The organism is Mycobacterium sp. DHQP2018-32-09 (assembly GCF_058148405.1).
On the sequence record NZ_JBYVYK010000024.1, the window covers coordinates 16314 to 43059 of the forward strand.

Genomic DNA, 26746 nt, shown 5'->3' on the forward strand with positions numbered 1-26746 from the left:
GCGACATGAGTACGGATGCACCCACGACCGCGACGCCGCCGGAGGAGGGCCGGTCGAGGCGGTTCGACGTCGCCAACCTGCTGCGTGAACCGCTGCTCGGGCCGGTGGCCGCGCTCGTCATCGCGATCGTCGTCTTCAGCGCGGTGTCGGATTCGTTCCTCGAACCGCAGAACGTCTCGCTGATCCTGCAGCAGTCGGTGGTCATCGGCATCCTGGCCGTCGGTCAGACGCTCATCATCCTGACCGCCGGCATCGACCTGTCGATCGGAGCGGTCGCGGTCTTCGGAACCATCGTGCTGGCACAGGGCGTCGGGGCCAACGGCCCGGTCGTGGCCTTGCTCTCGACGCTGCTGGTGTGCGTGGCGTTCGGCGCGCTCAACGGTGGGCTGGTCACCGTCCTGCGCCTGCCGCCGTTCATCGTGACGCTGGGGACGTTCACCGCGATCCAGGCCGCCACGCGCCTGCTCGCGGGCTCGGAGACCTACCGCGTGGAGCCGGGGCCGCTGACCTTCCTGGGCACCTCGTTCCGGATCGGGTCCTTCGCGACGACCTACGGCGTGGTGGCCATGCTGCTGGTCTACCTCGTCATGTGGTACGCCCTGTCCCAAACCGCCTGGGGCAAGCACGTGTACGCCGTCGGTGGCAACCGGCAGGCCTCGGATCTCTCGGGCATCAAGTCCGGACGCGTCTTGCTGTCGGTCTACGTCACCACGGGTGTCATCGCCGCCATCGCCGCGTGGGCGGCACTCGGTCGCATCCCCAACGCGGACCCGAACGCCTACCAGAACGCGAACCTGGAGACCATCACCGCCGTCGTCATCGGCGGCACCAGCCTGTTCGGCGGTCGGGGCGGCGTGGTCGGCACCCTGGTGGGCACCCTGATCGTCGGCGTGCTGCGAAATGGCCTGACCCAGGCCGGTGTCGACAACCTCTATCAGAACATCGCGACGGGGATCCTGGTGATCGTCGCGGTGGCGGTCGACCAGTTCACCCGCAGGAGGTCGCGATGAGCGATGCGCCCGCACTCGAGGCCCGGAGCCTCGTCAAACGCTATGGCAACGTCGTCGCCATCAACGGCGCCGACTTCGAATTGCGCACCGGCGAGGTGCTGGCCGTCATCGGGGACAACGGGGCGGGCAAGAGCAGCTTGATCAAGGCGCTCGCCGGCGCGGTGATCCCGGACTCCGGACAGATCCTGATGGACGGTGAACCGGTGTCGTTCAAGAACACCCGCGATGCCCGGGCCGCCGGGATCGAGACCGTGTACCAGGACCTCGCCGTGATTCCGGCGCTGGACATCTCGTCGAATCTGTACCTGGGTCGGGAGGTGCGTCGAAAGGGATTGGCCGGCAGCGTGTTCCGCAGGCTCGACATGCCCCGCATGCGCCAGGAGGCCTCCGGGCACCTGGCGGACCTGAAGATCGGCATCAAGAACGTGAACCAGGCCGTGGAGACGCTGTCCGGTGGGCAGCGGCAGGGGGTCGCGGTGGCGCGAGCGGCCGCGTTCGGCCGCGGCGTGATCATCATGGACGAACCGACCGCAGCGCTGGGCGTGCGGGAATCGGGCCAGGTGATCGACCTGATCAAGTCGATCCGCGAACGCGGTATCCCCGTCGTGCTCATCAGCCACGACATGCCGCACGTCTTCGAGGTGGCCGACCGGATCCACATCCATCGGCTGGGGCAGCGCGCCGGCGTCGTCGACCCGAGGAAACGGTCCATGTCGGAGGTAGTGGCGCTCATGACCGGTGCGGAGGAGCCGACCGATGAGGAACGCGCAGGGCTCTGAGCGCGCCCCGGCCGGACTCTTCGTCGGCCTGGCCACCCTCGACGTCGTGCACCGCGTGGCCTCGCGTCCCGACGTCAACGAGAAGGTCACCGCCACGGCGCAGTTCGTCTCGGCCGGCGGTCCGGCTGCCAATGCCGCGGTCGTCCACGCGGCCCTCGGCGGCACGGCGACGCTCGTCACCGCGCTCGGCGATGCACCGGTCGCGGACCTGGTGCGCAGTGATCTCGCCGCTCACGGAGTCACCGTCGTCGACGTCGCCGTCGGGACGGAGCGGGCGGTTCCGGTGTCCGCGATCGCCGTCGTCGAGGGGACGGGTGACCGGTCGGTGGTATCGCTGGACGCGGTGACATCGGATGCCGGGCCGCCGCCGTCCCTGGAGCGCCTGGTCGCCGCCGCCGACGTCGTACTGGTCGACGGGCATCACCCCGACCTCGCCGGAGCCGCGGCGAGGTGCGCGGCAGCGCGCGGGGTCCCGCTGGTCGTGGACGCGGGACGCTGGAAACCCGTGCTGGGCGCGATCGCCGAGCACGCCACCGACATGGTGTGCTCTGCCGACTTCCGCGTGCCCGGCGCGGACACGTCGGAGGCGATGGCGGCCGCCTTGCTGGCCCGCGGGGTCGGCACGGTGGTCGTGACCCATGGGGGCGGTCCCGTCCAGTGGTGGGCCGGCGGGCGCAGCGGCGAGGTGGCGGTGCCTGCGGTGACGGCGGTCGACACGCTCGGTGCGGGCGACGCCTTTCACGGCGCGTACTGTTTCCATGCCGGTGACGCCCTGGTGGATCGGATAGAACGGTCCGCACGCGTTGCGGCGCTGCGTGTCTCGACGGTCGGGCCGCGGGCGTGGCTGGCCGAGTTGCGCGGCGGAGGGGAGACGAGGTGACCATCGACGGCGACGTCCAGGACGTCACCATGGAGCAGTTGACCGAGTGGGCGCGTGCGCTCGTGGTCCCGGGACGGCGCCGCCTCCTCGGGATCACCGGCGCTCCCGGCGCCGGAAAGTCCACGGTGGCCGAACGTCTGGTGACCGCACTCGGGTCCGAGGCCGCGGTGCTGGTCCCCATGGACGGCTACCACCTGGCCAACGAGGTGCTGGAGGCGTTGGGCCGACGCGACCGCAAGGGTGCGTACGACACGTTCGACGATGGGGGATACGCGCGACTGCTCCAGACACTGCGGGCGCAGGGCGGCGACGATCCGGTGGTCTACGCCCCCAGGTTCCGACGGGAGATCGAGGAGCCCGTCGGCTCGTCGATTCCGGTGGCGTCGACGACGCCGCTGGTGGTGACCGAGGGCAACTACCTGCTGCTCGAGTCCGGGGCATGGCCTGCGGCCCGCGCGTGCCTGGACGCCGTGTGGTTCTTGGCCCCCGCCAGCGACGTTCGGCATCTGCGGCTGGTACGCAGGCACGAGGCGTACGGCAAGTCGCCGGACGACGCGAGGCGCTGGGCGCTGGGATCCGACGAACGCAACGCCCAGCTGATCGAGTCGACCGCAGGTCGCGCGGACCGCATCCTGCGACTGCCATGACCACGATGGGCGACGTGGCCCGGCTGGCGGGTGTCTCGGCGTCCACGGTGTCGCACGTGCTCAACGGCACCAGGAAGGTCGACGCGTCGACGCGGTCGCGCGTGGAGGCGGCCATCGAGCAGACCGGGTATCGGCGCAACGTCGTGGCGCGTGCACTGGCGGCCGGGCGGACGCACACCGTGGGCCTGTCGATATCCGCCTTGACCAACCCGTATTTCGGAAGCCTGGTGCACGCCGTCGAGTGCGCGCTATCGGCCGCCGGGTACGTCCTGATCGTCGGGGACTCGCACGACGACGTGCACTCGGAGCGGCGCGTCACCGACTCCTTGCTCGACCGGAAGGTCGACGGCCTGATCGTGGCGCCCGCGGCGGGATCCGAGCGGGTGACGCTCCCCGCGGTCGTCGCGAGCCGTACCCCGCTGGTGCTCATCGACCGCGGAGTCGAACTGGACTGCGACCAGGTGTGCCCGGAGAACACGGCTGCGGCGCGACGGCTCACCGAACACCTGCTCGCGCACGGGCACCGGCGCGTCGGCGTCGTCCGCGGACTCGCCGGGATCTCCTCCACCACCCAGAGATTCGACGGGTACGTCGCGGCGCTGGGTGCGCGGGGGATCGCCGTGGACCCCGATCTCGTCGTCGACGGTGAGTCGGCCACCGACGTGGCCGAGCGGCGGGTGCTTGCCGTCATGTCGGATTCGCGTCGCCCGACGGCGCTGGTGTCGATGAACAACGCGATGACGATCGGGACGCTGAAGGCGGTACGCCGCCTCGGTCTGTCCATCCCCGGGGACGTGGCGTTGGCCTGCTACGACGACTTCGAGTGGTCGGAGCTGTTCGAACCGCAGCTGACCGCGGCCGCCCAGGACGTCGAGACCATCGGCGCCACGGCTGCCGAGCTGCTGCTGCGGCGCATCCGTGGCCACGATGGCCCGAGCGAGCGGATCAGCGTTCCCACGACGTTCCACCGCCGGAATTCCTGCGGGTGCGCCTGACCCGCGTCGCGAAGCCGGGGGTGAAGCGGCGTGCACGACGTGGGTCGCCTCAGGCGCCGTAACGCGCCCAGATGGGCATGCACTTGTCGAGTTGCTCCAGGAACTTCTCCAAGCCGACACGAGGTTCCCCGAAGCCCGTCGGATCGACGCGGTAGCCGGGATAGGCGATCCCGATGCCGAACAGGCCGGGGGCGATGATGCCATTGGACGGGTTGTGCCGCAGGGCGCCCCACTGCGGCGTGGCGATGCGACGCGGCTCGAAGCCGACGGTGTACACCACGTGGTCGCACTGCGCCACCAACTCGTCGAACCGGGGATCGGCGACGTGGTGGCGATGCAGACGTTCGGGTAGCCGACCGTCGAGGTTGTCTCGAGCCCACTGCGCGGCCCGACCCTTCAGGCCCGTGTCGTCGAACAGCGTCCAGTCCTCGAACTCGACGGCGTAACGCAAGGGATGCTGGTAGAAGTCGATGACCTTGGAGACCGGTTGGCGCAGCAGGTTCGGCAGCACCAGCATGGTCGAGTGGGAGGAGCCGAACACCGCCACCGTCGCACCCGCCAGAGGTTCGGCGTCGAGCTTGCGCAGGTCCACTGCGACCTCGAGTGGTATGTGACGCAGGTGCGGATGATCGAGGGTGCGGGCGTCGCTGCCGATGGCCAGCACGACGTTGTCCGACGTGAGTTCCGAGTCGTCGACCTGCACCGTCCAGCGGCGCTGCCGTAGCTCGATGCGGGTCGCGCGTGCCTTGACGGCCGCGACGCGTTCGATCAGGTGGCCGGTGATCCACTGCAGGGGTTCGGCGACGGTGCCGAGCGGGCAGGTGTCCCGTGGATCCAGGTGCCGGATGGCGAAGTCGGGCCCCTGGTCGAACCTGAACGCCCTGCTGGCGCCGAGGAAGTGCGTGAAGCCCGCGACCCGCGTGTTGCTGGAGACCGCGGACCACTTGGCCCCGAAGTCACCGACGGCGAAGTCCGGATCCACCCAGGCGATCTGCTCGGCGTCGACGCCGTCGTCGAGCAGGCGCCCGACGGTCGCGATGCCCGCCGGCCCGGCGCCTATGACCATCCATCGAAAGTGGTTGCTACGCATGTCGAGACTCCCTCCGAGATCACGTGCCGCTGATCGGCACCACTCCATGCTCGGGCCGACCGTCGCGAAGCGGTAGCGGCGCCGTGATTGTGGTCCCACAATGACGGCTTGTGAGTACGGCGGCGGCTAGTGTCGAGGGCGCAGGGACGCGATGTGGGCGAGGAGGTCTCGGACTGCGCCGGCCGGGGGCGTGCGGCCACCGGTCCACACGGCCCGCAGGTCACGGTGCAGATCCAGGTCGGCGGTGGCCACTTCCCGCAGACGGCCGAAGGCCAGGTCGTCGGCGACGGCCAGTCGGCTCATCACGGTGGGGGCTCCGCTGGCCAGCACCGCGGCGCGTACCGCGGCAGCCGACGACAGCTCCAGCAGCGGCGACGCCAGGCGATCCCCGGAGTATCCGGCGTTGGCAAGCGCCGCGATCAGGGAGTCCCTGGTGCCCGAGCCCGGCTCACGGCAGATGAGCGGAGTCCGCGCCAGCTCGGCGGCACTGACCGGGCGGGTGCGCCTGGACCATGCGTGACTGGCGGCCACCACCACCACGAGTTCGTCCCGAGCCACCACCCGCGTATGCAACCCCGATGGCACGGAGGGGCTTTCGATGAAGCCGACGTCGGCGGCACCGGTCGTGACGTCGGTGATGGCGTGGTCGCTGTTGGTGGCGGTCAGCGTGACCTCTGGGGACGGGGTGCCGGTTCGCACGGCGGCGGCGCTCAAGGACACCAGCCAGCGTGGCAGCAACCGTTCGGCGATGGTCTGGCTCGCGGAGATGCGGATGCGATGGCGGGATTCGTCACGCAGGGAGGCCAACCCGGCGTCGACGTGTGCTGCGACCTCGAGCAGTTGGTGGGCCCATTCGGCGACGACCACTCCCGCGGGCGTGAGCCGAGAGCCGCGCGGTGACCGGACCGCGAGTTTCACGCCCGTCTGCGCCTCCATCGACGCCAGCCGCGCCGACACGGCCTGCTGGGTCAGGCCGACGTCGCGAGCCGCGGCTCCCAGGCTGCCCGTCCGGGCGATGGCGAGCAACACCTCGAACTCGGCGAGGGTGGGCATCCGTGAGCTGAGGGCCATGACGTCGATGAAAGCACGCGCCGGGGTCGGGGGCACTGGCATCGGACCGACGCCCGCTCACAAGCAGCGATTGTGAACTCACGACGAAGAGTCCCCTACCGTGGCGCCGCTGCCGAGTGGACGCTGAATCATGTTCGGCAGTAACGACATCGAAGGGATACGAACATGACACTCAAGCACACGATCATCGCCCTGGCGCCTGCGGCGGCAGCGGTGATGGTCGCTCTCACGCCCGCCGCCGGCACCGGTCCGGATCCGAGTACCGCGTACGGCACCAACCCGGTCACCGCCGTCACCCCGACCTATCACGTGGACGACCACGACGAAGTGGACACCTCAGGGGGTTTCGTGGATCAGGCGTTCTGATGGTGGTTCGCGCGGTGCCGGCCGTGGCTCACGCCGCGGTGAGCGACTCCATGGCGACGCGTTCGGCATCGTAGGTGTCGACCCCGACGCCGTCGAAGATGGCAGCGATCCGATCCGCCCGTGCCCGCGGTGACATGTCCGTGCTGCGGTAGACACGACCGGCCGCGCGGGCGCCGTCGCGTACCTGCCGGGTCCGCGACAGCCGCAGCTCCTGGTAGAGCCCGAGCCGCCCAGGCACGTCCGACGGCTCGCAGCCTTCGAGCACGACCGCGAGCGTGATCGCGTCCTCGATGGCCTGATTGGCGCCCTGCCCCAGGTGTGGCACGACGGCGTGCGCCGAATCGCCGAGCAGCGTGAGGCGGTCGGTCGACCAGTTCGCCCGCGGTTCGCGGTCGTAGATGCCCCATCGGAAGGTTTCGTCCATGGCCGAGATGACGTCGAGAACGGGCTGCTGCCAACCCGCGTACGCGGCGGCCAGTTCGGCGACGTCACCCGGTGCGGTCCACGACTCGACCACGTCGAGGTTCGTGGGCACGAAGGCCACGACGTTGAGGAGCCGGCCGGCCGAGACCGGGTAGGTCAGGAAGCTGCGGCCCGGGCCCATCCACATGGCGCTCGCATCGAGTGCGCCGACGGCGTCGACGCCGACGAGCCGCTCGGCCGGGATGACGCCGCGATAGGCCATGATGCCTTCACTGACGGGTTCGGCCGAGGGGCCCACCGCACCCTGCAGTCGCGAGTGGATGCCGTCGGCCCCGACGACGACGTCGGCCTCGGTGCGGCTGCCGTCGGCGAAGTGCAGCGTGACGCCCTGCGCGCGTTCGACCACGTCGACGACCCGGCGGCCCAGCGTGATGGCGTCCACCGGGAGTGCCTCGGAGAGCACGCGCTGGAAGTCGCCGCGGTGGAGGAACCAGGTGTGGTCGGGATCGCCGAAGGACAGCGACGACGGTTCGCCCGCGATGGGCTGGCCTTGCCACGTGCGGAACACGTAGCGCTTCAGCGGCCCGGCGATGGCGCGCAGCCCGTCGCCCAGTCCGAGGCGCTCGAGGATGCGCGATCCGTTGGTGGCGATCGACACGCCTGCGCCCAGGCCCTTCAGTTCGGCCGCCTGCTCGTAGACGTGGACGTCCACACCGCGCTGCCGCAGCGCGATGGCCGCGGTGAGTCCGCCGATGCCGGCCCCGACGATCGCCACCCTGATCTTGCCGTCAACGTTCATCGACCGTCCTCCCGTCACCATTGATGTACCGATCGGCACAACTTCATGTCGTTGACCGTAGTCGTACCGATCGATACATTCAAGTGATGCCGCGCACCCCCGATCCCGTCAAGCGTGCCGAGCTGTTGCGTGCCGTCGTCGGCTATCTGGAGGAGCGCGGGGTCGGTGACATGTCGCTGGCCCCGATGGCCGAGGCGATCGGAACGAGCAAGCGCATGCTGCTGTACTACTTCGGAGATCGCGGGGAGTTGTTGTCGCAGGCCCTCGAGGCGAGCAGGCCCGCCGTCGGCGAGATGTTCGACGGGATCGCCACCGCCGCCGACTTCGATGACGCGGCCACGCGGCTGTGGCAGGCGATCACGCGTGGTCGTCAGCGCCGCACCGTCGGCCTGATGCTGCAGGTACTGAGCTTGGCCGTCACCGATCCGGATACGTACCTGCCCCACGCACAGGCCGCGGTGAGGGCAATGCTCGATCCCATCGCCGCCGCGCTGACGAGCTTGGGATGCGCCGACGATGACGCGAGAGTGCGTGCGACGCTCGTGGTCTCGGCGTTGCGCGGGCTCTGCCAGGATCGCCTGGTCACCAAGGACGCCGCCCGCCTCGACGCGGCAGCTCAGCGGGTGATCGCCGCAGCGGTCGCAGACCTGTGAGCGCTCACGGCGCGGTGAGCTGCGCGGCGGCCCGACGCATGCGGGTGTGCATGCCGGCATACGGGGAGGCCTGCGGGAGAAGCCCCTTGGCGATCTTGGTCACGGCGCTGTAGTTGACGTCGACCACGTTGGCCAGCGGCGACGAACACAGCTGAGAGCACACCTGGTAGGCATCCATGGTGCCGAGGCCGTACAGCTCCGCGAGCCACCGCACCATTTCGACCTGCGAGCAGCGCCAGGCGTCTTCGAGGGGGCGCGCCGAGCCGACGGTCGCGATGGCGTCGTCCTGCTCGAGGCGGGGCCACGCGGGCGCGCAGCCCTTGATGAGGTCAACGATCAGCGTCACGTGCATGGCTCCCTCCAGAGCGGTTCCACACGTTTCGCCTTCCCCCTGCCGATAGTGTCCGTCCCCCACGGAGAACAGTGCGCCGTCGACGTTCACGCCGAGATACACGGTGGTTCCTGCCCGTATCTCGGGCGTATCCATGTTGCCCCCGAAGTAGTCCGGTACCAGCGTGGTCCGCACTTCGCGCAGCGCGGGTGCCACACCGACGGTGCCCAGCATGGGAGCCAACGGCATCGACATCGTGAAGTCGCCCTCGTGCGCGACGAAGGTGGCGATCTCCGCCTGCCGATCCACGGCGTAGATCCACGTGAGTTCCGGCAACGGCGGCTGCAGCCCCGCCGTTCTGTCGGTTCCGGTGAGGGCGCCGAAGAGGGGGATCGTGGTCGACGCCGCCCAGTCGCGCGCCGGGGCCAGTGACACCACGTGCAGCGCCAGCGTGTCACCGGGTTCGGCGCCCGTCACGTGGAACGGGCCGGTCTGGGGGTTCAGTTCCTTGGGGTTGAGTACCTCGCTCGGTCGGTCGGCGACGGAGGTCACCCGTCCGGCGAAGGCATCTTCGGTCCAGAGGCGCAAGGTCGTCCCCGGTGCCACCTCCAGCACCGGCTCCGCGCCGCCGAACGTCCAGGCGTACTGGTCGGGGGAGGGGGTGAACTCAACGACGGCCACTGGGTGCTCCACTCTGGTGTGCGGTTGGGGTTGCGGTGACGGTGCGGGGCAGCAGCGCGGCCGCGACCATGCCGATGACGGCCCACAGGATGGCCTGGTTCACCAGGGAGTCGACGCGGAAGTCGCTCAGCACCTCGGCCGGGAATCCCGGGTAGACCATCGCGCCCGTGGCGTCGGTGAGTACCTCTGGCACTTCCGCGAACGTGGGTGTCACCGCGTTGACCAGGATCATCGCCACGACGTAACCGACGGTCGCCAGCGCTGCGGCCCGCCAGGCGCCGAGGCGCGGCGTCGACCGCAGCGCGGTGAACGCGGCGACACCGGCGACGACGAGAGATGCCGCCACGACCGTCAGATGAGCCGTCGTCCTGGCAGCCATCGTCTCCTCGAGACCGACGCCCGGTGGATTCGGCGGATGACACAGCGCAGGTAGCAGGGCGACGACGACGAAGGCCGCCGCGGCCAGCCCCACCGCGGCCGTTCGCCCGTCGACCGGGCGAGGTCCACCACGCAGCACGCGCAGCGTCACGGCCAACGCCACGGCGAACAGAGCGCCCATCACCATGCCGAACACGACGATGCCGACCCCGGCGCCGAGGTTTTCCTGCCATGCCCTACTGAAGATCTCGTGCGAGTGGGAGTGCCCCTCGCCGAGCATGGCCGCCTCGGCATGGGAGCGTCCCGCCTCGTAGTCGATGGCCGCGTCGATCACCGGGGAGATGGCTACGCGGGAGTAGGTGAACGATGCCATACCCGCCACCGCTCCGGCGCCGACGCCGAGACCCACCAGCTGCTTGTCCATGTCGGGGCCTCTCAGTGGCACGGGAAGCCCAGCAGGTGGCGGGCGTCGTGGAGGAATTCGTGAACGTGGGTGTCCGCTCCGAACATGGAGACGGCGCCCTGGTCGTAGCCGAGGAAGTAGTACGCGATCAGTGCGACGACGACGGTTCCGGTGAGCCACAGTGCGGATCCGACGGCGGCGTCGTCGGCAGCTGCGATGCCGAGTCGGGGGTGAGCGTCCGACGCTTCGAAGGCGGCCATGATGAGATCCTTTCGCCAAGATGTTTCCATGAAGCAACTATTGTTCTGCGAAGCGAGTGTGGGGACGCCTGGCTCCGGTGTCAACCGCAGGACGGGCCGTTTCCGCCGCTCGTAACACTCATTTAACGCTCTATCGGGCAATGTAAAAGCGTTGTAACGAGGTCGCTTACGGGATTGCGTCGACGCGTCCGCGGCGGTTGGTTGTCACATGGAAGTATTCGCAGCTCATCTGAAGGAGGCCGTATGCACGGTCCACACGACGTCGGGGGTCGCGATGGTCTCGGACCCATCGCCACCGAGTTCCTCGAACCGGACATTCCGGACTGGCGCTATCCCTTCGAGGGCCGCATGCATGCCGTGACGGCGATGGCGATCGCCAACGGTGCGTTCAACCTCGACGAACAGCGTCACGGCATCGAGCTGATGCGCTGGAGCGACTACACCGACTCGACCTACTACGCACACTGGCTGTTCTCGGTAGAGAAGCTGCTCAACGACAAGGGGTACATCTCCCACGCCGAAATCGACCAGCGGATGCAGGAGTTGGGTGCGCCGGCCATGACGCCCCACCCGGAGAAGCCCGAGCACCCGTCGCCGTTCGCCCAGAAGATGGTGGAGATCCTGTGGCAGGGGACGCCACACGATCTGCCCGCCGAGGCCGAGCCCCGCTTCGCCGTCGGAACCACGGTGCGCGTACGCAACATCCACGCCACGACGCACAACCGCCTGCCCGGTTACCTCAATCGCGCCACCGGTGTGATCGTGAAGCAGTATGGCGCGTACCACGACCCGGCCGCCAGCGCCCATCAGCAGACCGACGTGCCCCACCACCTCTACATGGTGCGATTCACGTCCACCGAGCTGTGGGGCGAGTCGGCGCCCGAGGAGTTCGACCTCTACGCCGACCTCTTCGAGGACTACCTCGAACCCGCCACCGATTGACACATCAACGAAGACAGGGAGATTGACGAAGATGGACTGGCTGTCACTGACCGACGTCGAGGCGCGGGTGAACGCCCTCGAATCACTGATGGTGGAGCGCGGTTTGGCCGAGCACGAGGCCGTGGACGCCGTGGTCGCGTCCTTCGAGAACGACATGGGACCGGTCAACGGCGCCAAGGTCGTCGCCCGTGCCTGGACCGACCCCGACTACAAGGAGTGGCTCCTGCGCGACGCGACCGCTGCCATCGCGGACATGGGGTTCACTGGTCTGCAGACCGAGCACATGGTCGCGGTCGAGAACACCGCCGAGCGGCACAACGTGGTGGTGTGCACGCTGTGCTCCTGCTACCCGTGGACCCTGCTGGGCATTCCGCCGGCATGGTTCAAGTATCCGCAGTATCGCGCCCGCGTGGTGAAGGAGCCGCGCAGCGTGCTGGCCGAATTCGGAGTGACACTGCCGGATGAGGTCAATATCGACGTCTGGGACAGCAGCGCCGAGATTCGTTATCTGGTGATCCCGCAGCGCCCGAAGGGTACCGAGGGCATGTCGACCGACGAACTGGTGGAGCTGATCAGTCGCGATTCCATGGTGGGTACGGCCCTCCTGCCTGATCGCGAGGTGGCGTAGCGCATGACGGCACAGACGCTCGACCTCGTCGACTTCGACGATTGGGGCGGACCGTCGGCACTGCCACGGTCCAACGGGGAGTTGGTCTTCGACGCACCCTGGCAGGGCCGGATCTTCGGGCTCGTCGTCAGCCTCTGCAAGGCCGGCGCCTTCGCATGGGACGAGTTCAAGGTGCACCTGATCGCCGCCATCGACGACGCCGGCCTGACGGACGTGTGTGACCCCGCGGTCTACTACCGACAGTTCGGCGAGGCCTTCTGCCGATTGGCCGCCGAGAAGGGCTTCTTCGACGATGCCGTGCTCGACGCGCGCACCGCCGTCGAGGCGCAGCGGCTGGCACATGCCGACCATGACCACGACCATGACCATGATCACTAGGGGACGGGAATGAGCAAGGCCACCGCGCTGTCGATCAGCGTAGGAATCCTGGGCGGGCTGTCCACGTGGATGACGGCGACCGTGTGGCCGCTCCCCGTATGGGTGTTGTTCTTGGCGTGGGCGTCGTTCTTCTTCGTGGGGACGGGACCACGGGGGCTGGTCACGTCGGTGGCGTGCAATTGGGTGGGGATTGCGATCGCCACCTGCACACTGGCGGTGGTCGGCGCGACCAGCAGCGCGGCACTGCTCGCGGTGGCAGTCGGCGTCGGCAGCCTGACCATGGTTCAGGTGTCGCGGCTGCCGCGACTGTCGGCCACGCCGGCCATCGTGTTCGGCTTCGCGATGACGGTGGGCACCATCGCGGCCACGGGGCACGACATCCTCACGCCGGGAGCATCCAATCCGGCGCTCGTGGCGGCGGTTACGGCGCTGGTGGGTGCCGGGTTCGGCATCGCGTCCGAATGGGGCGCGGCGGCGATCACGAAGGTGGTGGGCCCCCCGGTGGCAGAGTCGGGTCAGCCGGCGTGAGGGGTGCACCGGGGTCCGGCGCCGCTTATGCTCGGCCCCGTGGGTGATCGGTCGTGACGGCGACGGCGGCGGGACGCGGGGTGTCGACCTCGACGAGCATGGAGAGCGTCTCCGAGGTGCTCCTGCGTGCGGGGCGCTGGTGGACCGACGCGTTGTCACACGGCCTGCTCGACGACGAGGTGACGAGCATCGAGGGGTGGCGTGTGCTCGGCGCGTTGCGCAGTGGCGACGGCTACACCATGAGTGACATCTGCGCCGCGATGGGCATTGCTCCCCCCACGTTGACGCGCATCGTGGACAGGTTGGTCGACGGCGGCTTCGTGATCCGCCGGGTCGATGCCATGGATCGTCGGCGGGTTCTGGTCTACCTGTCCTCGCGCGGCAAGTCCAAGGTGCGCAAGCTCACTCGTCACGAGGCTGCCGTGAAGGCCACCTTCGTCGACGAATTCGGCGAGGACACGGCCTTGCTCCTGGTCCGCACGCTGTCGCGGGTGTCCGAGTTGCCGATGCCCGGCCGCTGACACCAGCGGTGTCAACGAAAGCCAACACTGCCGAAACCGCACGGTAACCGCACGCGGCGAGGATGATCCGGCGACGTGCGGACGGAGGACCGATGGACGGCAACGGAGCGGACGCCGACCGCGAGACACTCGACGTCGCCCTCGTCGTCCCGCAGAGCGGGTCGGCGGGCATCTACGGGCCGTCCTGCGAGGCGTGTGCCGAGCTGGCCATCGCCGACGCGAATGCCACCAGTGGGGTGCTCGGCCGACGGCTGCGGCTCGTGCCGGTGGACGGCAGCCAGCCGCCGGCAGTCGTGGCGGCCCAGATCGCGACGCTCGTCGAGGACGGCGCGATCGACGCCGTGACCGGATGGCACATCTCGCCGGTGCGGCAGGCGATCTCGCGTGTGACGGCCAATCGAATTCCCTACGTGTACGGACCGCTCTACGAAGGCGGCGAGGACACTCCGGGACTGTTCCTCACCGGGGAGACGCCGTCGCGGCAATTGCTGCCCGCAATGGACTGGATGACGCGGGAGTACGGGATCGACCGCTGGGTCGTCATCGGTAACGACTACGTGTGGCCGCGACAGACGGGGTCCGCGGCCCGCCAGCACGCCCGTGCCCAAGGCCGTCCTCTGCTGGACGAGATGTACTTCCCCCTGGGAACCCAGGACTTCGGCGACGCCATCCGGCGAGTTGAGGTCACCGGAGCCTCGGGAGTGGTGGTGTTGTTGGTCGGCGGTGACGGTGTCGCCTTCAATCGGCAGTTCGCAGCCTCGGGGCTGGACGGCACCGTCCCGAGGTTGAGTCCGCACGTGGAGGAGAACATGTTGCTCGCCAGCGGCGGGGCGAGCAATCGGGGCTTGTTCGCGTCGGCCGGCTACTTCGAGGCGCTCAACACCACGGCCAGCCTGGAGTTCGCCGCGCGGTACTACGCGCACTTCGGCGCCGCCGCGCCGGCGCTGAACAGCATCGGGGAGTCCTGCTTCGAGGCGCTCACGCTGTTGCTCGTGTTGGCTCGGCGGGCCGGATCGCTCGACCTCCACGCGATGGGCGCTGCCGCCGAGGGGCTCGTCTACACGAGTCCCCGCGGCGACGTCCGGATGCGGGGCAACCACATGTCGCAGGACGTCTACGTCGCCGAGGCCGTGGGCCTCGACTTCGAGGTACGGTCTCGGATCTCGGCTGCTTGAATCGGGCGCCGCCGTCACATCTTGATGGCCGGCATCAGGCGCATCATGTTCCAGGTGCGGTTCCGCCGCGCCGAGAGCGCCGAGATCACCATGCCTCCGACCATGATCGCCAGCAGCGTGATCACGGCCTGCCACAGGCGATGATCGATGCCACCGAGGATCAACTGCCGCAATCCGTTGACGCCGTAGGTCATCGGGTCATAGGCATGGAAGATCTGAAAGGGTCGCGAGGTGGTCTCCACCGGATACATGCCGCCTGCGCTCACCAACTGCAGCATGAGCAGCGCCATGATGAGCACCCGGCCGACGGCGGGGCCCACCAAGGCGTTGATGGCCTGCGTCGCCGCGACGAACGCCCCCGAGATCAACACCATGAACGCCAGCATCGCCACGGGATGTACGGCGTGCAAGCCGAGTCCGAAGCGCACCACGCAGTACAGGATGATGGCCTGGAACAGCGCGATCGTGGCCGCGGGAAGGTAGCTCGCGAGCACCACGCGAAAGGCGGACACCTCGGCGGCGATGGGCCTGGTCTGCAATGGACGCAACACCATCCACAGCACGAGCGCCCCGAAGAAGAGGGCCAGCGTGAGGAAGAACGGCGCCATGCCGGTGCCGAAGTTCGGGGCGGCGTTCTCGTCCGCGGTCTGCAGGTGCACGGGACCGCCGATGGTGTCGGCGATCGCATCCTTCTGCTGGGGACTCCACTGCGGTACCTGCTTGGCGCCGTCGGCAAGCTTCGTCGCCAGCTCGGCCGAGCCGGTGCGCAATTGTTGGGTGCCGTTCGTCAGTTGGGTGGCACCGTCGTCGAGCTTGACGATCCCGTTCGACAGCTCGGCACTGCCCGAGGCCAGTTGCCGTGCACCGCTGCGCAACTGGTTCAACTGGTTGGTCAGCTCCCGCCCCTTCGTGCCCACGTCGTCCAGGCCCGTGCTCAGCGGGCTGCCCGGGGTGCGCAACGACGTCGTCATCGAGATCGCGGCATTCTCCGCGTCGGTCAGCTGCTGTCGGATGGCCGGGGTGAACGTGTGCGCCCGCAGGTCGTCTTGAATGCCACGCAACGTCGCAGCGGCACCGTTGGCCAACGGGTCCGCGCTGCCGGCCAACTGGTCGATCACCGGCGAGAGCGAGGTGGCCGCGGTGTCCTGGGCGGTGGCAATCGTGCCAATCTGGTCGTTCGCCTGGCGCAGTGCGTCGGTGCCCTGCTGCAGGCTGGCCGTGTCCCCGCCGAACTGCGAAAGGGCCGTGGTGACGGCCACCAGGGGATCGGTGGCCTTGGTGATGCCGTCGGAGAGTTGACGCGCACCCGTGGCCAACTGGGCCGAGCCCGAACGGGCCGTGTGCAGACCCGATGCGAGCTGCGTGGCACCGTCGTCGACCTTCGCCGCACCGTCGGCGAGGCGCTGGGCCCCGTCGGCGGCCTGCTTGATGCCGGCTCCGGACGAAACCACCACGGACAGGACCTGGTTCACGGCCTGGCCGGAGATGCGGGTCGACACCGCGTTGAGCACCTGGTCGATGGCCGTGCGCCCGATGTTGGACGAGATGTAGTTGTTGGCATCGTTGTAGACGGCGACCAGATCGGCCTGCTTCGGTTGTCCGGTGAGCGGTGACGCGACGGCCTCGCTGAAGTCTTCCGGCATCTCCAGCATGAAGTAGTACCTACCGTGTTCCACGCCCTCCTTGGCCTCTTCGGGGGTGGTGACGTGCCAGTCCAGGCTGCCGTCGGCGGTGAGGCTCTTGGCGATCTCGTCGCCGACGTTGATCTGCTGACCCGACACCACTGCGCCGCGGTCGGCGTTGACCAACGCCACCGGCATCTTGTCGACGCGGCCGAAGGGGTCCCAGTACGCCCAGAGGTACAGCGCCCCGTAGACCAGTGGCAGCAGGGCGAGGACGACGATGGCGATCCGGGTCAGCCGGCTGCGGCCGAAGCGTTTGATCTCGGATCCGAAGGCGAGGCCGGCGAACATCAGGCGTCCTTTCCGGTGAGGATGCGGTGGTCGTGCAGGTCGTGCAGTGGTGCGCCGGAGCCCAGCGGGTTGGTGACGCCGACCACCACCGTGTGGTGTTCGGCGAGTGCACCGAGACGCTCCACGGCGAGGTCGCGACGGTCGTTGTCGCGCACCTGCTCCAGGTCGCCGACCACGAGGATCGGCCGCTTCGACGCCATGGCGAGCGTCACGCGAAGGAGGAACGAGTCCAGGTCGGACAGCTCGCTGACGAAGGTCGTGCCCGACGGGGGTTCGAGGTCGCCGAAGACGGTTGCCATCGTGTCGGCCATCGTGTCGGCGCCCGCGTCGTCGGAGGCCCGACGACGCAGGCGTCGCCGCCACGGCGTCAGCCAGCGGCGCTGTTCGTCGACGACGGTGGCGACGGTGACCGCGTCCTCGAGGTCGTCGATGTCCGGGAAGGCGGCGATGGCGCAGTGCTTGCGGATGTCCTGCGGTCGTTCGGCACCGCAGACGGCCACGCTGCCGTGGCTGGGCTTGAGCCGTCCGGAGAGGGTCAGCAGGAGCGCGGTCTGACCCCACCCGCCGGGCATCTGGATGGCATGCAGACCCTCGCCGATCTCGAGGTCGACGTCGGCGAACAGGGGGCCGTGTTCGCCGTCGACGCCGAGCTTGGACGCCGTGATCAGGGCGGGCGTGGCGTCGGCCATGTCATCACCTTTCGATACTCGGTGGTATCCACTCGATACCGACGAGTATGCTGCTGTTCATGTCCCCTGTCAAAGCCGCACGGACCCGCCCGACCCGCGACGAGGTCCGCGACCGGATTCTCGACGCAGCGCTGGGTGTCTTCGCCGCCGAGGGATTCGCGGGAACCACCATCGACGCGATCGGCAAGGCCGCCGGCTTCACCAAGGGTGCGGTCTACTCGAACTTCGAATCCAAGGACGAACTGTTCCTGGCTCTGCTGGACCGCCAGTTCGAGACGCGGAGCGCGTTGATCGTGTCCGCGTTCGACGTGGGCCGAGGCGACAACGCGGCGATCGCACGGGCGCTCAGCACGTCCATGCTCGCCTCGATCCACGACGAGACCCAGTATCAGATCGTGCTGTTCGAGTACTGGCTGCGCGCCATGCGGGACCCGCAGCTGCGGCAACGGCTGATCGCGCGGCGGCACGCCGCAGTCGAGCAGGCGACGAAGGTGGTGAGGGCGGCGTCCACGGGACTGCCTGCGGAGCGGCTGGCCGAACTCGCTCAGCTGGTGGTGACCATCACCGCCGGCGTGGCGATGGAGGAACTGCTTCAGCCCGGGGTGATCCGGACCGACATGATCGAACGGCTCATCACCAGGCTGCTGGAGTCCGCCCCCGATGCCGCGTCGGCCGAATCGCTATAGCGCGAAGGGTGGCCGGCCCGTACCGCTGATCATGAGATGCCCCCCGGCCGTGCGTTCCACCAGGCGTGTGGGCACGTCGTAGTCGTCGACGCAGAGCCTCGCGGGGGTAGTTCCCGACCGCAGCTCGGCAGGCGCGTCGTAGACGGTGCCCTGCCAGTGATAGTGCCCGTCGAAGGCATTCAGGGAGCCCTTGAGCCGCACGCGCACCGGATGTCGCACGTCACCCACGACCAGGCTGGCCGGGCCGGCGTACCCACCCCCGCCGCCGTCGCCGTCGAACGAGGTCACAGGAAGTGGCTCCGCTTCCACAGGCGCCGTGCGATCGGCCCCATCAGTCCGGCGTCGTCGAGGAACTCCGCCAGCGAGGCGAAACCCACGCGTTGCATCTCGTGGAATCGGGGGTTGGCGCGGGCCTGCCGCTGCGCTTCCGCGCCATCGAGGCCCACCCGTTCGTAGAGGCCGCGTCGCGTGAAGTTCAGCAGGTAGAGCCGCGCCCCCAGGCCATGCAGGTTGGCCAACACCCAGCGCATGCGCGGCGACAGCTCGGCGAGATCACGCCGGAGGCCGTCCCGCGCGAATTGGATGTGGCGGGCTTCCTCGGTGACGTGGATGCGCATCACGCGCTGCACCAGAGGCTGCACGTCCTCGCCGTCTTCGAGGATGCGGCGCTGCAGGGCGTCGAAGATCTCCTCGCCCACGAGCGCCGCGATCCACAGCATCGGCCCGCGGAACAGGAAGGCCATGGCGTTGACCTGGCGTGCCGCATTGCCCTTGGGCCAGAACGGTTCTGCGCCGACACGCGCGATGGTCTTGCCGAACATGAGCATGTGGCGCGCTTCGTCGCCCAGCTCGGTCAACTCGTAGAAGGTGCTGTGGGCGGTCGGGGAGGAGTGCATCATGCCGCGCAGCAGCGATTGGTTCAGCATGTTCTCGAACCAGATGCCCATCGACAGGTAGTTGACGAACTCCTGCCGTGACAGTTCGATGCGTTGCGCCTCGGTCATGCCCTGCCACAGCGGGGTGCCGTACAGCGAGGACATCTGCGGCGGCACGAAGTACTTGTCCTCGGCCAGCGGCCCGTCCCAGTCGATGTCGACGACCGGTTCGTAGGACTTCTTCGCCGAACCCTTGAGCAGCCGCAGCGAGAAGTCCTCCCGGCTGGTCCCGCTACCGGAAAGCGTCGGTGAGGTGGTCATGGCCACCATTCTTCTTCACCCCTGCGGTCAATTTCTCGCCCCGCACGGCCAAACCCGCGTCGTCGGACTGTCCTCTGCGGGCAATGCGGGACGTAGCATCGCGGCTGTGTCCGACCCACCATCCCGCCCACCATCCCACCCGCCACCCGACCCGCCGCCCCACCCGCCACCCGACCCGCCGCGCGTCGTCGAGCTGCCCACGCACACGCTCGAGGCGATGCGGGCGGGACTGCCCGAACTCGTCGACCACATGGTGCACACGGTCATCGCCGAGGTGCCCGCCCTGGCGGCGGCCGCCCAAGAGTCGTGGCGGCCGGTGATCGACGCGTCGGCCAATCAGCTGTTGGGCGCCCTGCTCGACCAGTTGGACGCGTCGACCGAGGGCTATCTCGCGCTCCCGATGCAGGACGTGCTGGATACCGCGTATCGCTTCGGACGGCGCGAGGCCCGCAACGGACGTCCCACCGAGGTGCAGCTGGCCGCGTATCGCGTTGGAGCGCGCGAACTCTGGCGGGACTGGAGCGCTCTTGCCGTGCGCGACGGCATCGACCGACATCACATCAGCGTGTTCGCCGAGCTGTTCTTCGCCTACCTCGACCGGATCTCGGCGGCCGGGGTCGCGGGTTACGCCGAGGAGCAGGCCCGCTCGGGGCTGGACCGCGAGCGGCAGCGCGAGCGACTGGTCCGGCTGCTGTGGAGCGGCGCGCCCGCGAACGAACTCCTCGGGGCCGCCGACGACGCCGGTTGGGCGCCGCCGCGCACCCTCACCGCGGTGGTGCTCCCCAGTCGACGCCACACGTCGATGGCGTTCGACGCGCGCACCCTCAACGTGCCCGACGATCTCGTCGAGGCGCCTGCGGGCTACCGCGCCGTGCTGGTGTGTGACGTGGGCGGTGCGGCGCGTGCTCCGTTCCTGGCCTCGCTGGTGTCGACGAATGCGGTGGTGGGACCCGCGATGACATGGCAGGGCGTGCGGGAGTCGCTGCACCGCGCCATGCGCGCGACGGCGTTGCGGGAGCCGGACGTTCAGGCAGTGCTGGACACCGAGGAATTCCTGCCGGAGCTGGTGCTGCACGCCGACGCCGAAGCGCTGGCCGACCTGCGCGCCCGGGTGCTGGCGCCGCTGGCGGGGCTTCCCGATGCGGCGCGGGAACGCCTGATCGACACCCTGCGATCGTGGCTGCTGCACCACGGCAGACGCGACGACGTGGCGGCCGAGCTGTTCGTCTCGCCGTCGACGGTCCGCTACCGGCTGCGCCAGCTGCGCGAGGCGTATGGCGACGGGCTGGTGGATCCGCGGGTGATCGCGGAGCTGACGGTGGCGCTCGCGGTGCGGTGAGACGCCGCGTCTGTACAGACCGTATGGACGGTATTGCAGACCATATGGTCTGTTAACGTCGTCGGGGTGAACCTTCCGTCGCAGCCGCTGACCCCGCTGGCCGGACGTCGCGAGTGGAGCGCCCTCGCCGTCTTGATGGTCGGCGTCGTCGTGCTCGCCGTCGACGCCACGGTGCTCTACATGGCGGTGCCCGCCCTCACCGCCGCGTTGGATCCCACGGCGGGTGAGGTGCTGTGGATCGGCGACGTCTACTCGTTCGCGTTGGCCGGCCTGCTGGTGGTGATGGGCAACGTCGCCGACCGCATCGGTCGCAAGCGGCTGCTGCTGTTCGGTAGCGCGGCCTTCGCGGCGGCCTCGGTACTCGCCGCGTTCGCTCCCACCCCCGGCCTGCTGATCGCGGCCCGCGCGCTCCTGGGCATCGCGGGCGCGACCATCATGCCGTCGACGCTGTCGATAGTGCGCAACATGTTCGAGAACCCGGCGCAGCGCACCAGGGCCATCGCGGTCTGGGCGGCCGGGGCCAGTGCCGGTGCGGCGCTGGGTCCACTGGTGGGCGGCGTTCTGCTGGAACACTTCTGGTGGGGCTCGGTGTTCCTGGTCAACGTCCCGCTGATGCTCGTCATCGTGATCGCGGGTGCCCTGCTGCTGCCGGAGTCGCGCAACCCGCACGCCGGCCCAGTGGACGTGTTCTCGGCGCTGCTGTCGGTCGCGGCCATCGTCGGGGTCGTGTACGCCATCAAGCACGCCGTCGGCACCGGGGTGGACTGGCAGGTGCCCGCGGCCTTGGCGGCGGCCATCGTCGCGGGCGTCGGCTTCGTCCGGCGCGAACGCCGCGTCGCCGTGCCGCTGATCGAGCTGAGCCTGTTCCGCGTACCGGCATTCAGCGGCGCCGTGGTCTCGACGGCGCTGGCCGTCTTCGCCTTCAGCGGTGTGCTGTTCTTCTTCTCGCAGTACCTGCAGCTGGTGCGCGGCTTCAGCCCCATGCGGGCGGGTCTTGCCGAGCTGCCGGTCACCATTCCGATGATCGCGGTGATCGCCTTCGTCGGCGTGCTGTCCGCCAGGATGGGACAGGGGCGGGCGTTGGGTCTGGGCCTGGGCACCATCGGGATCGGCATGGTGGGACTCGGGGCGACCGAAGGTCTGCCGACCTATCTCGGCGTCGCGATCTCGCTCGCCGTCATGGGGTTGGGGGTCGGCGTGGCGATGACGCTGTCGACCGACGCCGTGGTGACGACGGCGCCCCGTGAGCGCGCGGGTGCGGCGTCGTCGATCTCCGAGACGGCCTACGAACTCGGCGTGGCACTGGGCATCGCGATCCTGGGTTCGATGCAGACCGCGGTGTATCGCGCACGGCTGCACCTGCCTGCGGGCCTCGACGAGGGGACCCGCGAGGCCGTGACGAACTCGCTGGCCACCGCGCGCCATCACCTGGGCGGGGCGGGTGGTGGATTGCTCGACGTGGCGCGGCACGCGTTCGTCGAGGCCATGCAGCTGACGTCGTTCGCTGGGGCGGTCCTGCTGGGACTGGCCGCTATCGTGGCATGGCGGGTGATCCCATCCGCGATCGACGACCACGGCATCGAAGACGAGGACCGCGATGGCGCCCGCTGACCACGCCGTCGGCCGCGACAAGGCCCGCACCCGGCGCGCGGTCCTGGACGCCGCCGAGACGCTGTTCTCCGAGCGGGGCTCCGGGGTGAGCCTCGCCGACATCGCCAGTGCCGCGGGAGTGTCGAAGAGCGGTCTGCTGCACCACTTCCCGAGTCGGGACTCGCTGGCGCTCGCGATCGCCGAGGACGTCGCCCGCCGCGTCTGGGACGAGGTCTACCGCCGCATCGATCTCGCCGACAATGCGCCCGGCAAGTTCACGCGGGCCTACGTGCGCACGCTCACCGGTGACAGCGAAGCCGCCATGCGCGTGTTCGCGCCCACGTCGCTGCTGGACGGACTGGGCCACAGTGCCGCCGTCGAGAAGGTGTTCGCCCGCGACGCGCGGGCGTGGCGGGAGGCGTTCGCCGCCGACGGTCTGCCGCTGGGCCTGAGCACGACGATCCGCGCCGCGGCCGAGGGGCTCGCCGCCATCGACGGCAGCCCGTACCTGACGGCCGAGGAGCTGGCCTTGGCGCGCGACGAACTGCTGGCGTTGACCACGCGGTTCGAGGGGCGCGACATGGGCGGCTAACCCCTGCTACCACAAGGGAACCGGTCGCATCGCACCGCACGTCGGGCGTGCCTGCCATAGGCTCTCCCCATGGCCGAGAAGGACCCCGCCCCAGACCGTCACGCCGAGCCGACGTACACCGACGTCGCGATCGGGATCGACGCGGGCGGTCATCGCCGCGAGTTCGACAGCCTCGGTGACGTCGAGGTGCCCGCCGACAAGTATTGGGGTGCCCAGACCCAGCGCTCGCTGCAACACTTCTCGATCGGCACCGACCACATGCCCATCGAGGTGTACCGCGCGTACGGCTTGGTGAAGAAGGCCTGCGCGCTGGTCAACGAGAAGGCGGGCCGACTGGAGCCTTGGCGCGCGAAGGTCATCGTGCAGGCTGCCGAAGAGGCCATCGCCGGCAAGTTGGACGATCAGTTCCCCCTCTTCGTGTGGCAGACCGGCTCGGGCACGCAGAGCAACATGAACGTCAACGAGGTGCTGTCCAACCGCGCCATCCAACTGCTCGGTGGCGAACTCGGCAGCCAGGTTCCCGTGGGTCCGAACGACCACGTGAACATGGGCCAGAGCAGCAACGACACGTTCCCCACCGCCATGCACATCGCGACGCTGACGGCCATCGAGGATCGGCTGCTGCCTGCGGTCGGTGCCCTGCGCGACGAGATCGCGGCCAAGAGCGAGCAGTGGAACGACGTCGTCAAGATCGGACGCACGCACCTCGAGGACGCCGTTCCCCTCAGCGTTGGCCAGGAGTGGTCGGGGTGGGCGGCTCAGCTGAGCGCCTGTCTCGACGACGTCCGCCACGCCCGGGAAGGGCTGCTGCAGTTGGCTGTCGGCGGTACCGCGGTGGGCACCGGGCTGAACGCGCCCGCCGGCTTCGGGCGTGACGTCGCGGCGACGCTGGCCGAGTTGACCGGCACGCCGTACGTCACCGCGCCCAACAAGTTCGCCGCACTGGGATCGCTCGACCCCATGGTGCGGGCGCATGCCGCGGTACGCGGATTGGCCGTTGCCCTGATGAAGATCGCCAACGACATGCGGTGGCTGGCGTCCGGACCACGCTGTGGCCTGGGCGAATTGGTCCTCCCATCCAACGAGCCGGGTTCCTCGATCATGCCGGGCAAGGTCAACCCGACGCAGTGCGAGGCGCTGGTCATGATCGCGATCCAGGTGATCGGCAATGACACCGCGGTGGCACTGGCCGGCTCGCAAGGCAACTTCGAGCTGAACGCCATGCGGCCGGTCATCATCCAGAACACGCTGCACTCCATCCGGATCCTGGCCGATGGGTGCGCCAAGTTCCTCGAGTTCTCGGTCAAGGGAACGACGCTGAACACCGAGCGGATCAGCCATTACGTCGAGACGAGCGCCATGCTCGTCACGGCGCTGAGCCCCGTCATCGGCTATCAGAACGCCGCGCACATCGCCGAGGACGCCGTGGCCCGTGACATCACGTTGCGTCAGGCGGCCCTGGACTCGGGGAAGGTCACCGGCGAGCAGTTCGACTCCATCGTCAGGCCGCTCGACATGATTGGCGACGGTGTCGCAGGCGCCTGACGCCCTGTCGACGATCGCGCGGGCGGCGGCGTTCCTGCACGACAATGGGCAATCCACCAGCATGACCAGCGTTGCGGTGCAGCGACTCTCCCGCGGTCTGGGGCAACCCGCGGTGCTGCTACCGGGCTGGTCGTCGATCACGGTGTACGACCCCGGCCGCGGGGGAGCGCACGCCCTGGTACGGGAGACGCATCCCAACGCGGTGAACATGCGTCGGGTGGCGACCGTCATGCGCGTCGTCGACGAGGCCGAGACCCGGCCGCTCGACCGGGCCGAGATCGAGCAGACGCTGGACGCGGCCGGGGCTCTGCCGGCGTCGTCCACGGGGGCGTTCGTCACCGCGTGCGGTGCGGGGGCTGCGGCGCTCGGGGTCGTGTTCGGCGCCGACGACGCGTGGGTGGTCGCGACGATCGCGATCGCCGCGGCTCTGGGTGGGGCCCTGCGCCGCGGCCTCGCCAGGATCGGTGGGGACGCGTTGCTGCAGACGTTCGTCGCCGCCCTCGTCGCGGGTGCGGCCGGCGCGGTCGCCGGTGCGCTGGGACTTCACGGTGCCACCGGGCTGGTGGCCGTGTGCCCCGCCATGGTGCTGGTGCCGGGCCCTCAGATCCTCATCGGGGCAATGGATCTGCTGGCGGCACGGCTGCCGCTGGCGCTCGCCAGACTCGGTTACGCGGTACTGCTCCTGACGACGATCGCCGTGGGCCTGGTGATCGGATTGCAGCTGGGTGGCCAGTCGCTGCCGCTCACGTCGCCGCCCGCCGACGTGCCGCTGCCCGTCGACGTCGTGGCGGCCGGTATCGCCGCGGCCTGCTACCCGGTGTTCTTCTCGATGCCCTACCGGCTCCTGGGCTGGCCCGTCGCGGTGGGCATGGCCGCGCACGCCGTGCACTGGTGGGCCATCGAGGTGGGGCATGCGAGCATGCCCGCCGCCGCCGCACTGGCGTGCCTGCTGGCAGGGGCGGTGCTCACGCCACTGGCCTATCTCAAGCGGATGCCCTTTGCCGCAGTCGGATTCGCGGCCGTGGTCGCGTTGGTGCCGGGCATGTACGTGTTCCGGGCGGTCGCGGGCGCGGCCCAGATCACCACGCGGCCCAGTGAGCAGGTGCTGCTCGACGTCGCGAGCAACGGCGCCACCGCCGCGCTGACGGTTCTGGCCATGGCGGTGGGGCTGGCCGTGCCGAGCAGGTTGCGGGACGCAGTGCTCGCGCGCCGAGGACTCAGAGACGGTCGAAGATCGAGTTGACGATGTCGTCGCCGATGCCGATACCGGCCCCGGTGACCATCGCCTGCCCGAACCGCCCACTGAGGAAGCGCTGCAGGGTGCCCCCGCCGCCGGCGGGCGCGTACGGGGCCGGCTGCGAGTACTGGGCCGGCTGAGCGTATTGGGCCGGCTGAGCGTACTGGGGCGCAGGCGGGGAGTATTGCGGAACCTGCGGTGCCGTCGCGACGTGGTCGTCGACGAGTGCGTGGATCGCCTGCAGCAGTTCGGTGGTCGTGGCCTGCTCGTCACGGACCGCGAGTGCGATCTCCTTGAGGTCCAGACTCCACTCGCGAACGTTGGGATCCCCGGTCGCCGAGGCGGCCGTCAGCTTGTCGGCGAGCGTGCGGATCAGTGATGCGGTGAGTTCTGCCTGCGACTGCAGCGCGGCGAACTGGCGGTCGACGGTCTCGGTGTTCATGTCTCACGTCCCCTTTCTCCTAGCTGCCTCCTGCCTACTCGCGCCGGCTGGGGAAATGCTGAGGGGTGCCGAAGAATTCGCGACACCACGCCGTCGATCTCAGCACTGCACCGCCACCAGCACGGTGGTGGGCGTGGGGGCCTTCTTGACCGTCTGTGCCTCGCCCCTGAGATGCTCGTGGACCACCTTGCACTCCTCGAGCGGTGTGCGATCGCCGAAACGGGAGGCCACCACCACCGTGAAGCCCGCGTCGGAGAGCGCCTTCTTGGCGTCGGCGTATTTCGAGCCGGTCTGGTCCGGCGGCTTCGCGGCGAACGCGGTGCCTTCGGTCGATGCCCATACCGCGAGTGCGATGGCAACCGCTGCCGTGCGGCGCAGCCAGTTGGACGTCATGGTGCCCACCTCCTTGGGTCGAGATGTCGATCGTGGCCGCACCGAACCTGATTGGTGAATCGGCCGATCGGCCCGTTGGGACAGGCACGTGGCTGGACGCAGCTGCCCGGTCGACGGTGAAACGTG

General features: G+C 69.2%; 31 protein-coding genes. 19 read left to right on the forward strand and 12 right to left on the reverse strand.

The features are described from left to right. Positions 1-5: 5 nt before the first annotated feature. Genes AC30CM_RS13495 through AC30CM_RS13515 form a run of 5 tightly spaced genes read left to right on the forward strand, consistent with a single transcriptional unit; the run spans position 6 to position 4311 of the window. Positions 6-1010: an ABC transporter permease gene (locus AC30CM_RS13495; protein WP_490117391.1), complete on the forward strand. Its 1005-nt coding sequence runs from the start codon at positions 6-8 to the stop codon at positions 1008-1010. Beyond that, entirely contained in the window at positions 1007-1789 is a 783-nt protein-coding gene (locus AC30CM_RS13500; protein ID WP_490117392.1) for an ATP-binding cassette domain-containing protein, read from the forward strand. Before AC30CM_RS13495 ends, AC30CM_RS13500 begins: the two co-directional genes overlap by 4 nt. Further along, complete coding sequence (locus tag AC30CM_RS13505) at positions 1767-2669, forward strand: PfkB family carbohydrate kinase (RefSeq protein ID WP_490117393.1); 903 nt, start codon at positions 1767-1769, stop codon at positions 2667-2669. Before AC30CM_RS13500 ends, AC30CM_RS13505 begins: the two co-directional genes overlap by 23 nt. Then, on the forward strand, positions 2666-3316 hold the full coding sequence (locus AC30CM_RS13510; protein ID WP_490117394.1) for a nucleoside/nucleotide kinase family protein: 651 nt from the start codon (positions 2666-2668) through the stop codon (positions 3314-3316). Before AC30CM_RS13505 ends, AC30CM_RS13510 begins: the two co-directional genes overlap by 4 nt. Beyond that, on the forward strand, positions 3313-4311 hold the full coding sequence (locus AC30CM_RS13515; protein ID WP_490117395.1) for a LacI family DNA-binding transcriptional regulator: 999 nt from the start codon (positions 3313-3315) through the stop codon (positions 4309-4311). Before AC30CM_RS13510 ends, AC30CM_RS13515 begins: the two co-directional genes overlap by 4 nt. Before the next feature lie 49 nt (positions 4312-4360). Here AC30CM_RS13515 and AC30CM_RS13520 read toward each other — a convergent pair whose 3' ends face one another. Together AC30CM_RS13520 and AC30CM_RS13525 are read right to left on the reverse strand one after the other, a co-directional pair. Further along, complete coding sequence (locus AC30CM_RS13520) at positions 4361-5401, reverse strand: FAD/NAD(P)-binding protein (protein ID WP_490117396.1); 1041 nt, start codon at positions 5399-5401, stop codon at positions 4361-4363. A gap of 126 nt (positions 5402-5527) precedes the next feature. Next, positions 5528-6472, reverse strand: coding sequence for a LysR family transcriptional regulator (locus tag AC30CM_RS13525; protein ID WP_490117397.1), 945 nt, complete (start codon positions 6470-6472; stop codon positions 5528-5530). A 165-nt stretch (positions 6473-6637) separates the two neighbouring features. Between AC30CM_RS13525 and AC30CM_RS13530 the strand changes: the two genes are divergently transcribed. Further along, on the forward strand, positions 6638-6838 hold the full coding sequence (locus AC30CM_RS13530) for a hypothetical protein (RefSeq protein ID WP_490117398.1): 201 nt from the start codon (positions 6638-6640) through the stop codon (positions 6836-6838). A gap of 28 nt (positions 6839-6866) precedes the next feature. On the opposite strand, the gene AC30CM_RS13535 is transcribed toward AC30CM_RS13530, so the two are convergent. Then, complete coding sequence (locus AC30CM_RS13535; protein WP_490117450.1) at positions 6867-8042, reverse strand: FAD-dependent monooxygenase; 1176 nt, start codon at positions 8040-8042, stop codon at positions 6867-6869. Positions 8043-8146: 104 nt separating this feature from the next. On the opposite strand from AC30CM_RS13535, the gene AC30CM_RS13540 reads away from it, so the two are divergent. After that, positions 8147-8713 carry a TetR/AcrR family transcriptional regulator gene (locus AC30CM_RS13540; protein WP_490117399.1) on the forward strand — a complete coding sequence of 189 codons (567 nt, stop codon included), beginning with the start codon at positions 8147-8149 and terminating at the stop codon, positions 8711-8713. Positions 8714-8717: 4 nt separating this feature from the next. Here the strand turns inward: AC30CM_RS13540 and AC30CM_RS13545 are convergent, their stop codons facing one another. From AC30CM_RS13545 to AC30CM_RS13555, 3 genes are read right to left on the reverse strand one after another with little or no spacing between them, the layout of a single operon-like run. Beyond that, on the reverse strand, positions 8718-9725 hold the full coding sequence (locus AC30CM_RS13545) for an acetamidase/formamidase family protein (protein WP_490117400.1): 1008 nt from the start codon (positions 9723-9725) through the stop codon (positions 8718-8720). Beyond that, the gene (locus AC30CM_RS13550; RefSeq protein WP_490117401.1) at positions 9712-10527 is read right to left on the reverse strand and encodes a CbtA family protein; all 816 of its coding nucleotides are present in this window, start codon (positions 10525-10527) and stop codon (positions 9712-9714) included. Before AC30CM_RS13550 ends, AC30CM_RS13545 begins: the two co-directional genes overlap by 14 nt. Before the next feature lie 11 nt (positions 10528-10538). Next, positions 10539-10766, reverse strand: coding sequence for a CbtB domain-containing protein (locus tag AC30CM_RS13555; protein WP_490117402.1), 228 nt, complete (start codon positions 10764-10766; stop codon positions 10539-10541). A 243-nt stretch (positions 10767-11009) separates the two neighbouring features. Between AC30CM_RS13555 and nthB the strand changes: the two genes are divergently transcribed. The 6 genes from nthB to AC30CM_RS13585 all read left to right on the forward strand — a co-directional run bounded on the left by nthB (position 11010) and on the right by AC30CM_RS13585 (position 14938). After that, positions 11010-11708 (forward strand): nitrile hydratase subunit beta, encoded by a 699-nt coding sequence (nthB, locus tag AC30CM_RS13560; RefSeq protein WP_490117403.1) that lies wholly within the window; start codon positions 11010-11012, stop codon positions 11706-11708. 31 nt (positions 11709-11739) lie between these two features. Next, entirely contained in the window at positions 11740-12336 is a 597-nt protein-coding gene (nthA, locus tag AC30CM_RS13565) for a nitrile hydratase subunit alpha (RefSeq protein ID WP_490117404.1), read from the forward strand. Positions 12337-12339: 3 nt separating this feature from the next. Beyond that, a complete protein-coding gene (locus tag AC30CM_RS13570) occupies positions 12340-12714 on the forward strand; it encodes a nitrile hydratase accessory protein (protein ID WP_490117405.1) in 375 nt (124 codons plus the stop codon). A 9-nt stretch (positions 12715-12723) separates the two neighbouring features. Continuing rightward, positions 12724-13242, forward strand: coding sequence for a DUF1097 domain-containing protein (locus AC30CM_RS13575; RefSeq protein WP_490117406.1), 519 nt, complete (start codon positions 12724-12726; stop codon positions 13240-13242). A 53-nt stretch (positions 13243-13295) separates the two neighbouring features. After that, on the forward strand, positions 13296-13763 hold the full coding sequence (locus AC30CM_RS13580; RefSeq protein ID WP_490117407.1) for a MarR family winged helix-turn-helix transcriptional regulator: 468 nt from the start codon (positions 13296-13298) through the stop codon (positions 13761-13763). 92 nt (positions 13764-13855) lie between these two features. Beyond that, positions 13856-14938 (forward strand): substrate-binding domain-containing protein, encoded by a 1083-nt coding sequence (locus AC30CM_RS13585; protein ID WP_490117408.1) that lies wholly within the window; start codon positions 13856-13858, stop codon positions 14936-14938. Positions 14939-14952: 14 nt separating this feature from the next. Here the strand turns inward: AC30CM_RS13585 and AC30CM_RS13590 are convergent, their stop codons facing one another. Beyond that, positions 14953-16911: a YhgE/Pip family protein gene (locus AC30CM_RS13590; protein ID WP_490117409.1), complete on the reverse strand. Its 1959-nt coding sequence runs from the start codon at positions 16909-16911 to the stop codon at positions 14953-14955. Then, positions 16911-17600, reverse strand: coding sequence for a hypothetical protein (locus AC30CM_RS13595; RefSeq protein ID WP_490117410.1), 690 nt, complete (start codon positions 17598-17600; stop codon positions 16911-16913). The genes AC30CM_RS13590 and AC30CM_RS13595 overlap by 1 nt, the downstream gene beginning before the upstream one ends. Positions 17601-17647: 47 nt before the next feature. Here AC30CM_RS13595 and AC30CM_RS13600 point away from each other — a divergent pair, with 47 nt between their 5' ends. Then, complete coding sequence (locus tag AC30CM_RS13600; RefSeq protein ID WP_490117411.1) at positions 17648-18286, forward strand: TetR/AcrR family transcriptional regulator; 639 nt, start codon at positions 17648-17650, stop codon at positions 18284-18286. Here AC30CM_RS13600 and AC30CM_RS13605 read toward each other — a convergent pair. Both AC30CM_RS13605 and AC30CM_RS13610 read right to left on the reverse strand, forming a co-directional pair. Continuing rightward, positions 18281-18574, reverse strand: coding sequence for a DUF4873 domain-containing protein (locus tag AC30CM_RS13605; protein ID WP_490117412.1), 294 nt, complete (start codon positions 18572-18574; stop codon positions 18281-18283). The genes AC30CM_RS13600 and AC30CM_RS13605 overlap by 6 nt on opposite strands. Continuing rightward, entirely contained in the window at positions 18571-19482 is a 912-nt protein-coding gene (locus AC30CM_RS13610; RefSeq protein WP_490117413.1) for an AurF N-oxygenase family protein, read from the reverse strand. Before AC30CM_RS13610 ends, AC30CM_RS13605 begins: the two co-directional genes overlap by 4 nt. A gap of 106 nt (positions 19483-19588) precedes the next feature. On the opposite strand from AC30CM_RS13610, the gene AC30CM_RS13615 reads away from it, so the two are divergent. The 5 genes from AC30CM_RS13615 to AC30CM_RS13635 all read left to right on the forward strand — a co-directional run bounded on the left by AC30CM_RS13615 (position 19589) and on the right by AC30CM_RS13635 (position 25791). Next, the gene (locus AC30CM_RS13615) at positions 19589-20821 is read left to right on the forward strand and encodes a PucR family transcriptional regulator (RefSeq protein WP_490117414.1); all 1233 of its coding nucleotides are present in this window, start codon (positions 19589-19591) and stop codon (positions 20819-20821) included. A gap of 66 nt (positions 20822-20887) precedes the next feature. After that, entirely contained in the window at positions 20888-22432 is a 1545-nt protein-coding gene (locus AC30CM_RS13620) for an MFS transporter (RefSeq protein WP_490117415.1), read from the forward strand. Next, entirely contained in the window at positions 22419-23003 is a 585-nt protein-coding gene (locus AC30CM_RS13625; protein WP_490117416.1) for a TetR/AcrR family transcriptional regulator, read from the forward strand. Before AC30CM_RS13620 ends, AC30CM_RS13625 begins: the two co-directional genes overlap by 14 nt. 69 nt (positions 23004-23072) lie before the next feature. Next, positions 23073-24548: a class II fumarate hydratase gene (gene fumC, locus AC30CM_RS13630; RefSeq protein ID WP_490117417.1), complete on the forward strand. Its 1476-nt coding sequence runs from the start codon at positions 23073-23075 to the stop codon at positions 24546-24548. Continuing rightward, positions 24532-25791 (forward strand): threonine/serine exporter family protein, encoded by a 1260-nt coding sequence (locus tag AC30CM_RS13635; RefSeq protein WP_490117418.1) that lies wholly within the window; start codon positions 24532-24534, stop codon positions 25789-25791. Before fumC ends, AC30CM_RS13635 begins: the two co-directional genes overlap by 17 nt. On the opposite strand, the gene AC30CM_RS13640 is transcribed toward AC30CM_RS13635, so the two are convergent. Further along, positions 25766-26227 carry a hypothetical protein gene (locus tag AC30CM_RS13640; RefSeq protein ID WP_490117419.1) on the reverse strand — a complete coding sequence of 154 codons (462 nt, stop codon included), beginning with the start codon at positions 26225-26227 and terminating at the stop codon, positions 25766-25768. The genes AC30CM_RS13635 and AC30CM_RS13640 overlap by 26 nt on opposite strands. Positions 26228-26326: 99 nt before the next feature. After that, positions 26327-26629 (reverse strand): hypothetical protein, encoded by a 303-nt coding sequence (locus tag AC30CM_RS13645; RefSeq protein WP_490117420.1) that lies wholly within the window; start codon positions 26627-26629, stop codon positions 26327-26329. Positions 26630-26746 lie beyond the last annotated feature (117 nt).

Excerpts from the sequence above, each read along its gene's own strand:
- AC30CM_RS13495 (WP_490117391.1), top strand. The coding sequence starts at position 6 with ATGAGTACGGATGCACCCACGACCGCGACGCCGCCGGAGGAGGGCCGG.
- AC30CM_RS13500 (WP_490117392.1), top strand. The coding sequence starts at position 1,007 with ATGAGCGATGCGCCCGCACTCGAGGCCCGGAGCCTCGTCAAACGCTAT.
- AC30CM_RS13505 (WP_490117393.1), top strand. The coding sequence starts at position 1,767 with ATGAGGAACGCGCAGGGCTCTGAGCGCGCCCCGGCCGGACTCTTCGTC.
- AC30CM_RS13515 (WP_490117395.1), top strand. The coding sequence starts at position 3,313 with ATGACCACGATGGGCGACGTGGCCCGGCTGGCGGGTGTCTCGGCGTCC.
- AC30CM_RS13520 (WP_490117396.1), bottom strand. The coding sequence starts at position 5,401 with ATGCGTAGCAACCACTTTCGATGGATGGTCATAGGCGCCGGGCCGGCG.
- AC30CM_RS13525 (WP_490117397.1), bottom strand. The coding sequence starts at position 6,472 with ATGGCCCTCAGCTCACGGATGCCCACCCTCGCCGAGTTCGAGGTGTTG.
- AC30CM_RS13530 (WP_490117398.1), top strand. The coding sequence starts at position 6,638 with ATGACACTCAAGCACACGATCATCGCCCTGGCGCCTGCGGCGGCAGCG.
- AC30CM_RS13540 (WP_490117399.1), top strand. The coding sequence starts at position 8,147 with ATGCCGCGCACCCCCGATCCCGTCAAGCGTGCCGAGCTGTTGCGTGCC.
- AC30CM_RS13550 (WP_490117401.1), bottom strand. The coding sequence starts at position 10,527 with ATGGACAAGCAGCTGGTGGGTCTCGGCGTCGGCGCCGGAGCGGTGGCG.
- AC30CM_RS13555 (WP_490117402.1), bottom strand. The coding sequence starts at position 10,766 with ATGGCCGCCTTCGAAGCGTCGGACGCTCACCCCCGACTCGGCATCGCA.
- nthB (WP_490117403.1), top strand. The coding sequence starts at position 11,010 with ATGCACGGTCCACACGACGTCGGGGGTCGCGATGGTCTCGGACCCATC.
- nthA (WP_490117404.1), top strand. The coding sequence starts at position 11,740 with ATGGACTGGCTGTCACTGACCGACGTCGAGGCGCGGGTGAACGCCCTC.
- AC30CM_RS13570 (WP_490117405.1), top strand. The coding sequence starts at position 12,340 with ATGACGGCACAGACGCTCGACCTCGTCGACTTCGACGATTGGGGCGGA.
- AC30CM_RS13575 (WP_490117406.1), top strand. The coding sequence starts at position 12,724 with ATGAGCAAGGCCACCGCGCTGTCGATCAGCGTAGGAATCCTGGGCGGG.
- AC30CM_RS13585 (WP_490117408.1), top strand. The coding sequence starts at position 13,856 with ATGGACGGCAACGGAGCGGACGCCGACCGCGAGACACTCGACGTCGCC.
- AC30CM_RS13590 (WP_490117409.1), bottom strand. The coding sequence starts at position 16,911 with ATGTTCGCCGGCCTCGCCTTCGGATCCGAGATCAAACGCTTCGGCCGC.
- AC30CM_RS13595 (WP_490117410.1), bottom strand. The coding sequence starts at position 17,600 with ATGGCCGACGCCACGCCCGCCCTGATCACGGCGTCCAAGCTCGGCGTC.
- AC30CM_RS13600 (WP_490117411.1), top strand. The coding sequence starts at position 17,648 with ATGCTGCTGTTCATGTCCCCTGTCAAAGCCGCACGGACCCGCCCGACC.
- AC30CM_RS13610 (WP_490117413.1), bottom strand. The coding sequence starts at position 19,482 with ATGACCACCTCACCGACGCTTTCCGGTAGCGGGACCAGCCGGGAGGAC.
- AC30CM_RS13625 (WP_490117416.1), top strand. The coding sequence starts at position 22,419 with ATGGCGCCCGCTGACCACGCCGTCGGCCGCGACAAGGCCCGCACCCGG.
- fumC (WP_490117417.1), top strand. The coding sequence starts at position 23,073 with ATGGCCGAGAAGGACCCCGCCCCAGACCGTCACGCCGAGCCGACGTAC.
- AC30CM_RS13640 (WP_490117419.1), bottom strand. The coding sequence starts at position 26,227 with ATGAACACCGAGACCGTCGACCGCCAGTTCGCCGCGCTGCAGTCGCAG.